We start from the raw sequence: 7,729 nt of genomic DNA on the forward strand, positions 1-7,729 counted from the left end.
GCTCTTCACGAAATTGGTCTGACCATACTCCACGATCTGAGTTCGGGCGAGATTTCGATTTCCTTCGCAACGTAGAACCCAAAGGATTCATAGAAACCTAAGTTTGAAGGATTCTGCGTTTCAAGATAACAAGGAAGACCTTTTGAGTCTGCTTCATGCGCAAGAAGGCTAAGAAGTTGTTTGCCGATACCTTTCCCCTGAGAAGCTGGCGAAACAGCAATGAAAATCAGGTGAAGGTGATGTTCCTTTATGCATTTCTTGTGAGCCCTCGAAATCGCCCTACCGACCTTCATAAGGCGATTTAGTGATCTTCCAGGAAATGTCAGCATCTTCAAGGCTCCGCTCCTTATCCAGACGCCAAGGCCCGGATCTTCTTTAGAGTCAATCCAGAGAATTATTCCGTTCATCTCGGATGAATCAAAGTACGCGGACCCTTTCTCCAGATAAGTCTTGAACATTACTCCATAGATCCTATTTACGTACTTTCTTACTTTCTCACTTAATACGTATTTGATCATCGGGTCATTAGCAAATGCTTCGGCAAGTAGTTCTATTGCCCTTCCGTGTTTTTTCGAGGAAACCTTAATCGGTTCGACCATACCATCACCCACTCTCAACTTTCCACTCTGTGAAGCGAAGGAATATACTACCGACGGAGTTATAATCTCAGGCAACACTCGAGAGCTGCCCAGAATACACGCTCTTTGTGATTCGAAGCCTCGGGATGAAATCGTATGTCCCACTCTTCTCCGCTCACATCGTCTCCGGACGAAAGGAGCTGGCCAAAGGCCACATTTCTGAACTTAGAGACGGCCATGAGGGCCGAAGCCTCCATCTCGACTGTTATGCACCCTTCGTCAATTCTTCTGCTGACTATCCGCTTAGTCTCCCTGTAGAAGGCATCGGTTGTCCAGGTCTTTCCCTTTACATAAGGTATAGACAGCCTTCTCAATGTAGATTCGATCATCTCGATCACACTCTTATCGACTGAAATCTCTCTTGAGGGCTCCACGTAATGGAATGAGGTCCCCTCATCCCTGACTGCCGATTCCACTACGATGATCTCTCCTCTCGGAATTTCTCTCTTCAACACTCCGCAGGAACCGCAGGCTACTGTCTTTCTTACTCCCAGGGCGATCAGCTCTTCATAGAAGCCCGCAGCGGATGGTGCTCCAAGTCCTGGATTCAACAGGGCAACTCTTTCTCCTTTGTGTTCGATCTCGTAGACGGGGAACAATCCTACCTCACTTCTCCTGTCAACGATCTTCTTCAGAAGACCCTTCTTCAAGAGACTCTCTATCACGCCCTGATAGAAGAGAATCACAGCTCTTTCGGGCATCTCAGGTATCGAGGAGATGACCTTCGTCGGTTCTATGACGGCCGGTCTTTCATAATCATGTTCCAGAATAGGTAAACGCTTCTCCATATACGCCCCCTCTGCGACTATTCTAGCAGCGAAGAAGAGATCGACAGTCGCCGAATGACCTGACACTTTTGTAACCGGAAGCTTTATAATTGTAATCAGTATAAACGAGGTGAAATCGTGAAGACTAGGTCCGCACTGATAGTGGTTCTTCTTATCGCAGTTATTTCATCGGCAGGATTACTGAACAACCCCGAGAACAGGTTCAAACTCGAGCTTGATTACGAGATCGGCTTCACGGGAGTGATCTTCCACACCATTCAGTTCGGTCAGACTGGAACAGTTCTGAACTATGTGAAGGACTGCGGGCAGGACGTTCTATTTCCGTATCAAAGGTACACCGCCGGACTGAGTATCGGCAAACACACGGTTCACTTTCTGTACCAGCCGCTCACCGTTCAGTCCAAGGTTCAGCTTAAGAACAACTAGATAGTCGATGGAGTCACCTTCCCCGCCGGAAGCGGAATCTTCTTGAACTACGGCTTCCCGTTCTACAGGGTAAGCTACACCTACGATGTCTTGAGAAAGGGCAACAGCTATCTTGGCCTCGGTCTCTCACTTCAGTTGAGAAATGCCGATATCTACTTCGAGTCTCTCGACGGGACTAAGTTCGTTGACAACAAGAATTTCGGCCCCGTTCCGATTATCAAATTGAAGGGAGCCTACTNNGACATCTACTTCGAATCACTGAACGGACCTCAGTTAATCGCGAACAAGAACGTCGGTCCAGTACCGATTATCAAAATTAAAGGCGAACTTTGGCTAGGCGAAAAGGCTTACTTCGCAACAGATATCGACGGGTTCTACGCATCCAGCAGGTTCATTAACGGGGCGGATTTCGACTTCGAAGGATTGGTCCTTGACGCTTCATTGAGGGTAGGGCTGCTTCTCACAGATTATCTCGAGACCCATTTCAACATCCGTTTCATAGGAGGAACTGCGAAAGGCACCTCCGAAAACGCGAGCAGCCCCGACGGCTTCACCGACAACAGACTTGCGACCATCAATTTCAGCATAGGCTTCCAGCTGAAGTAAGTTATTGACTTTAAGAACGCCGTCCTAAAGGGCCGGTCTTTTTTTATGTGGTACTCGATCTTAAGTTAAATTGCGGCTTCAGAAAAGACTCAATCTCGATCTGTATCCGTTCAGTAGTTCAGTCTTAATTGATGGTTGCCTCATCATACTAGCTCACCCGTATTCGAAATGTAATTTAACAAGAGATTTGCTATCGAAAGCATTTTTTGATATTCTAGTATCAATGTCATTGAGTGAGGTCAATATTATGGAACATTTTAAGGCTTTCAAAAAAGTGGACGAGATTTTCGAGCTGTTCTTTGAGCAAAGCAAATGGAGGCTTACCGACATAGTGGCCAAGCTAGGTTATCCCAAAGCAACTGTGCATCATATTTTGTCTGCAATGACTGAACTTGACTACCTTACAAAAGACAAGAGCTTCTACATGCTCGGAAACAGGATCCTTCAACTGAGTGGTCTCATGCGGAGGAACCTCGAATTCAGAGAAGTGGCTTTGCCGTACCTTGAGGAACTAAGGAACGAAATAAATGAGACGATTCATCTCACATCTCTGTTCAGAGATCAAGTAATTTATCTCGAATGTCTGCACCCAACGCATGCTCTGCGCCCCCATTCGACTGTAGGAGTTACTGCATCTATGTATTGTACAGGCGTGGGGAAGGCCCTGCTCGCATTTCAGCCGGATTCTTACATAGACGGTTATCTCGAGAGAGTGACTCTTGCGAGAAGAACGAAGAACACCATAACAGATAAGGAACAGCTCAGAAAGGAAATACAATGGATAAGAGAGCACGGATATGCGTACGACAGAATAGAACAGGAAGAAAGCATAAAGTGCATTGCCGCACCCATACTGGACAATCACGGAGTCGCGAAGTATGCCGTCAGTATTGCCGGGCCTTCTAATAGAATGACCGACGAAGCAATTGAAAGATATAAGGAACCCTTTTTGAAGACAATAGAAAAGCTGAACAAGCTGTTTATCGATTTCGAGACGTGAAGACTCGAAGAAGTTTGATTCTGCATTACTTCTAGGAATAACTCCCTTCTTTCAAGATCACCCCGCAGGAGAGAGATTGCTTCTGTTTAACAGTCATAATCAACCCAGATACTTCCCAGACGTTCATAAATGGTTTTGGAGATAACTCAACCGATTTGGTAAATTTAGATGTAGTTACCACATTGTTGAATGTTGTTCCATATTATTGAACTATTCAAACCATTTCCAATGCGTACTTTTTTAAGACGCAATCCATTCGTGAAAGGGGAATTGAGATGAAAAAACTGTTTGTTTTGATCGTTGTAGCCTGTATGTTTGTTTCGTTTGGTCTTGCAGCTACAACACTGGAAAACGTAGTTAAGAGCGGAAAGTTAACCGTTGCAACTGATATGACTGCAGTACCGATGCAGTACAGGGACGCATCAGGGAAGCCGACTGGGTTTACCGTTGAGTTGATGGAACTTGCTGCAAGAGAAATGGGTGTTGAACTGGTCTGGCAAGACGTGGCATGGGAAAGTCTTATTCCGTCATTGCTCTCAGGAAAAGTAGATATGATAGCAGCAAACATGTCCATGACTCTAACAAGGATGAAGTCGATAAGATTCTCCGATCCTTTCTTCCTGACAGGAATTGTCGCGATTGCTAGAAAAGACTCTCCTCTGGAGAGCTGGAGAGATCTGGCCGATCCTTCAGTCAAAATGGGTGCGACAATGGGTTCTGTTCACGCAGACTTCATTGAAGATGAATGGGGCAAAAAGGCGTCTCTATACGACAATCTTGCCGAATGGATGACTGATATCAAGTTGGGTAGAATCGACTCGGTTATGGACGACGAAATGATCTGTATTGAGTTAGTTAACAAGAACCCAGATCTGAAGATCCTTGATGGGTATGTGAGACCCGACACTTATGGACTCGCTTTCAGGCAGGACAAGGATTCCGACTCACTGGTTGAATGGTTCAACTGGTTCCTCAAGTGGGAGAAGCTGACTGGCGAGTACGGAAAGATCTACGAGAAGTACGTAGGCAAAGCCTGGGAACCTTCTTTCATTATTGACTAAGCCTGGAGAGTAGTTAATTCAAGACGAGATGGGGGCTAGCCCCCATTTCATTTTAGGAGTCGAAAGGGGAATTCTAATGGAACCAATTGTTCGAATCCGGGGTCTCAACAAATCCTTCGGAAAACTGCACGTTCTAAAAGACATCGAGCTAGATGTATTCGAAAGCGATGTACTGGTTCTTTGTGGACCGAGCGGTGCTGGGAAAAGCACCCTTCTTCGCTGCATAAACATGCTTGAAAACTTTCATGAGGGATCGATCGAAGTTCTCGGAAAAGACATTAAGCAGGCGAGAGCCAATTTGAGTTTTGTTAGAAAGAACACTGGAATGGTTTTTCAGCATTTCAACCTATTCCCTCACATTTCAGTAGTAGACAATGTTGCCCTGGCACCCATACTCGTAAAGAAGGTGCCCAAGGATGAAGCTCTTGAAAAAGCCAGGAAACTACTTGATCAAGTCGGATTATCTGCTAAGTACGATGCCTTTCCTCCTCAGCTTTCAGGAGGGCAAAAGCAGAGAGTTGCGATAGCGCGAGCTTTGGCAATGGATCCTAAACTAATGCTTTTTGATGAACCAACGTCAGCACTGGATCCAGAGATGATCAAGGAAGTACTGGATGTCATGACTAACCTGGCACGCGGAGGAATGACGATGATCATTGTCAGCCATGAGATGGGTTTTGCGCGTCAGGTTGCCAACAAAATCGGTTTCCTGGATGACGGGAAGATAGTCGAGCTCACCCCTAAGGATGAGTTCTTCAACAATCCCAGGAGTGACAGAACCAAGGAATTCCTGAGTAAGATACTTTAGGTGATATCATGCTTGACATGAGAATGATCTCACAGTATCTCCCTGACTTTTTTGAGGCCTTATTGGAAACATTAAAGGTAGCGGCCCTGAGCGGTGTCTTTTCACTTCTAATAGGAACAGTGGTAGGAATACTATCAACAATGAAATCGAAGTTCGCCATTATTCCCGTAGGAATATACACTGGATTCATCAGGTCGACGCCTCTGCTTGTGCAGTTGTACTTCGTCCACTATGGCCTTCCAATTACCGGCCTGATGTTAACTTCCTTTCAGAGCGCCATAGTTGCGTTTTCTCTGAACAGCGGCGCCTATATATCTGAGATAGTACGTGGCGGTCTCAACTCAATTGACAGAGGACAGACAGAAGCCTCAAAGGCTCTCGGTTTGTCGTGGTTCCAGACGATGCGAAAGGTAATCTTGCCGCAAGTTTTTAGAAGTATTCTGCCACCACTGATCAGCCAATTCTCGTATTTGATAAAAGACACAAGTCTTGCGGCAGTTCTTGTTATCCCCGAGCTTACTTATACTGCTCGAAAGATTGCCGCGAGAACCTATATGCCATTCGAATCATTCGGTGTACCGATGCTTATGTACTTTGGAATATATCTGATTCTTGCTCTTTTAAGCGGTATTATAAGCAGAAATCAGAAGTCGGGACAATCGGATGCGAAGCGATGGTTCGGTTTTAAGAAGGTGGTATGATGCAAGACATATCTTTATTGCAGCAAATATTCAGACTCGGAGTTGCCTTCCTCAATAACCTGGCTTTCCTTCCATTCGTTCTGGGTATCGGTATAGTGCTGGGAATTGCGATCGCCCTGATTCGCTTCCATCGAATCCCCGTCGCATCGCAACTTCTAGCCATTGTTGTAGAGATAATCAGGGGATCGCCCTTCTTGATAATCGTCTATGCTATCTACTTTGCGCTGCCGTACGTTGGAATTGAATTGGGCGCGTTTCAGACGGGAATAGTCGTTCTTTCAGTTACGGCAACGGCATATCTTTCAGAGGTCTTCAGAAGCGGTCTTATGTCTCTAGATAAAGGGCAGTTTGAAGCGGCCGAAGCTCTTGGAATGAACTACTTTCAAAAACTGATGCATGTAGTTTTGCCTCAGATCATAAAGAGTACCATGCCGTCAATTGTCGGCCAGATAGTAATGACAATAAAGGACACTTCGATTGTCTCACTCGTCGGAATGGTTGAGATCGTAAGAACCTCCAGACAGATAATGCAGTTGACTCTAAGTCCTTTTACGGCATTCAGTATTGTGTCTATGTTCTTCATACTTGTGTGCTATCCGCTAATTGTCGTATCTAAAAAACTAGAGGGAGGGAGTAACAGATGAAGTTTCAGCTCGAGTCTTCAAAGCTTGAGTTTTTCAGGCCCGATGCCTTTGGATTCATAAATGGCCTGAAGAAAGAACCACCAAAGCAGAAAATGATCAACCTTTCAATAGGTGCCCCGAACAGGCCCACCCCGAAATGGATAGTGGAGGTAATGAAGGAGAACCTGTCAAACCCGGCCTACCACACTTACCCGCCGCAGCATGGTGCTCCTGAACTATTGGAAGGTGTTGCAGACTGGTACAAGAAACGCTTCGGAGTAACTGTCAAGCCCGAAGAGAACGTGCTCGTTACGGTGGGAATCAAAGAGGCGATTTTCAATGCGCTTCATGCTTCGGTAAACGCAGGCGATTCGATCCTTGTTCCCGATCCCGGTTATCCAACCTATTTCGAAGCTGTTCTTTTCACCGGCGGGAAGCTTATCACTTACGATGGAGATGTTGATCCTATTGCTACTCTCGGCGAGATCGAGAGTCTTGCAGTGTTGCACAAGCCGAAAATGGTAATCGTCAATTATCCATCCAATCCCACCGGTAGAGTGGCGAGCAAAGAGTATTATGAGAGGCTCTCCGAGCTTTCGTGTAAATACGGTTTTGTTGTGATGAGCGATCTCGCTTACTCGGAAATCGCCTTTGACGGTCTGGAAGTGAACAGTTACTTCGAAGCACAACAGAATCTGGAACTTGGGCTGGAGTACTTCGCCTTCTCAAAGACCTATAACATGGCCGGATGGAGAGTTGGGGCGATAGTGGCCGAGAAACGTCTTCTAGACGCAGTGAAACTTTACAAATCGAAGATCGACTCAAATGTCTTTTACCCTATACAGCTCGCCGCTGCAGCAGCTTTGAAGTCTACCCCCGATTCCTATTATCGTGAGCTCAGAGGAATATATCAGGGCAGGCGGGATGCGATTATTGAAGGTCTAAAGGCGTCGGGATTGACTTTCACCGCTCCACAGGGGGCGATGTATGTATGGGTTTCCACTCCGGAAGGCACTGATCCCTGGAGTTTCACCGAAAAACTATACAGAGAATACGGTATTCTCGTTGTTCCTGGAAC

9 protein-coding genes are annotated in these 7,729 nt (G+C 45.9%); 7 read left to right on the top strand and 2 right to left on the bottom strand.

The genetic code is table 11. From position 1 onward, the window contains the following. Positions 1-5 precede the first annotated feature (5 nt). Together B3N33_RS05125 and B3N33_RS05130 are read right to left on the bottom strand one after the other, a co-directional pair. The gene (locus tag B3N33_RS05125; protein WP_292592379.1) at positions 6-674 is read right to left on the bottom strand and encodes a GNAT family N-acetyltransferase; all 669 of its coding nucleotides are present in this window, start codon (positions 672-674) and stop codon (positions 6-8) included. Then, positions 659-1,426 carry a nucleoside phosphorylase gene (locus tag B3N33_RS05130; protein ID WP_102819258.1) on the bottom strand — a complete coding sequence of 256 codons (768 nt, stop codon included), beginning with the start codon at positions 1,424-1,426 and terminating at the stop codon, positions 659-661. The genes B3N33_RS05125 and B3N33_RS05130 overlap by 16 nt, the downstream gene beginning before the upstream one ends. A gap of 117 nt (positions 1,427-1,543) precedes the next feature. Between B3N33_RS05130 and B3N33_RS05135 the strand changes: the two genes are divergently transcribed. From B3N33_RS05135 to B3N33_RS05165, 7 genes are all read left to right on the top strand, one after another. Next, a complete protein-coding gene (locus B3N33_RS05135; RefSeq protein ID WP_258002012.1) occupies positions 1,544-1,852 on the top strand; it encodes a hypothetical protein in 309 nt (102 codons plus the stop codon). Between the two features lie 853 nt (positions 1,853-2,705). Continuing rightward, positions 2,706-3,458 carry an IclR family transcriptional regulator gene (locus tag B3N33_RS05140; protein WP_180977968.1) on the top strand — a complete coding sequence of 251 codons (753 nt, stop codon included), beginning with the start codon at positions 2,706-2,708 and terminating at the stop codon, positions 3,456-3,458. A 275-nt stretch (positions 3,459-3,733) separates the two neighbouring features. Beyond that, positions 3,734-4,519 carry an ABC transporter substrate-binding protein gene (locus B3N33_RS05145; RefSeq protein ID WP_099830509.1) on the top strand — a complete coding sequence of 262 codons (786 nt, stop codon included), beginning with the start codon at positions 3,734-3,736 and terminating at the stop codon, positions 4,517-4,519. A gap of 76 nt (positions 4,520-4,595) precedes the next feature. Next, the gene (locus B3N33_RS05150; RefSeq protein ID WP_146739751.1) at positions 4,596-5,327 is read left to right on the top strand and encodes an amino acid ABC transporter ATP-binding protein; all 732 of its coding nucleotides are present in this window, start codon (positions 4,596-4,598) and stop codon (positions 5,325-5,327) included. Between the two features lie 23 nt (positions 5,328-5,350). Further along, positions 5,351-6,028: an amino acid ABC transporter permease gene (locus B3N33_RS05155; RefSeq protein ID WP_258394220.1), complete on the top strand. Its 678-nt coding sequence runs from the start codon at positions 5,351-5,353 to the stop codon at positions 6,026-6,028. Then, positions 6,028-6,672, top strand: coding sequence for an amino acid ABC transporter permease (locus tag B3N33_RS05160; protein ID WP_099830507.1), 645 nt, complete (start codon positions 6,028-6,030; stop codon positions 6,670-6,672). Before B3N33_RS05155 ends, B3N33_RS05160 begins: the two co-directional genes overlap by 1 nt. Continuing rightward, positions 6,669-7,729: pyridoxal phosphate-dependent aminotransferase (locus tag B3N33_RS05165; protein ID WP_292592385.1), on the top strand; the 1,061-nt coding region annotated here is incomplete at its 3' end. The genes B3N33_RS05160 and B3N33_RS05165, both read left to right, overlap by 4 nt.

It is taken from the genome of Mesotoga sp. UBA5825 (genome assembly GCF_002432955.1).
In the GTDB taxonomy this organism is placed as follows: Bacteria; Thermotogota; Thermotogae; order Petrotogales; family Kosmotogaceae; genus Mesotoga.

Excerpts from the sequence above, each read along its gene's own strand:
- B3N33_RS05150 (WP_146739751.1), top strand. The coding sequence starts at position 4,596 with ATGGAACCAATTGTTCGAATCCGGGGTCTCAACAAATCCTTCGGAAAA.
- B3N33_RS05155 (WP_258394220.1), top strand. The coding sequence starts at position 5,351 with ATGATCTCACAGTATCTCCCTGACTTTTTTGAGGCCTTATTGGAAACA.
- B3N33_RS05160 (WP_099830507.1), top strand. The coding sequence starts at position 6,028 with ATGCAAGACATATCTTTATTGCAGCAAATATTCAGACTCGGAGTTGCC.
- B3N33_RS05140 (WP_180977968.1), top strand. The coding sequence starts at position 2,706 with ATGGAACATTTTAAGGCTTTCAAAAAAGTGGACGAGATTTTCGAGCTG.
- B3N33_RS05130 (WP_102819258.1), bottom strand. The coding sequence starts at position 1,426 with ATGGAGAAGCGTTTACCTATTCTGGAACATGATTATGAAAGACCGGCC.
- B3N33_RS05145 (WP_099830509.1), top strand. The coding sequence starts at position 3,734 with ATGAAAAAACTGTTTGTTTTGATCGTTGTAGCCTGTATGTTTGTTTCG.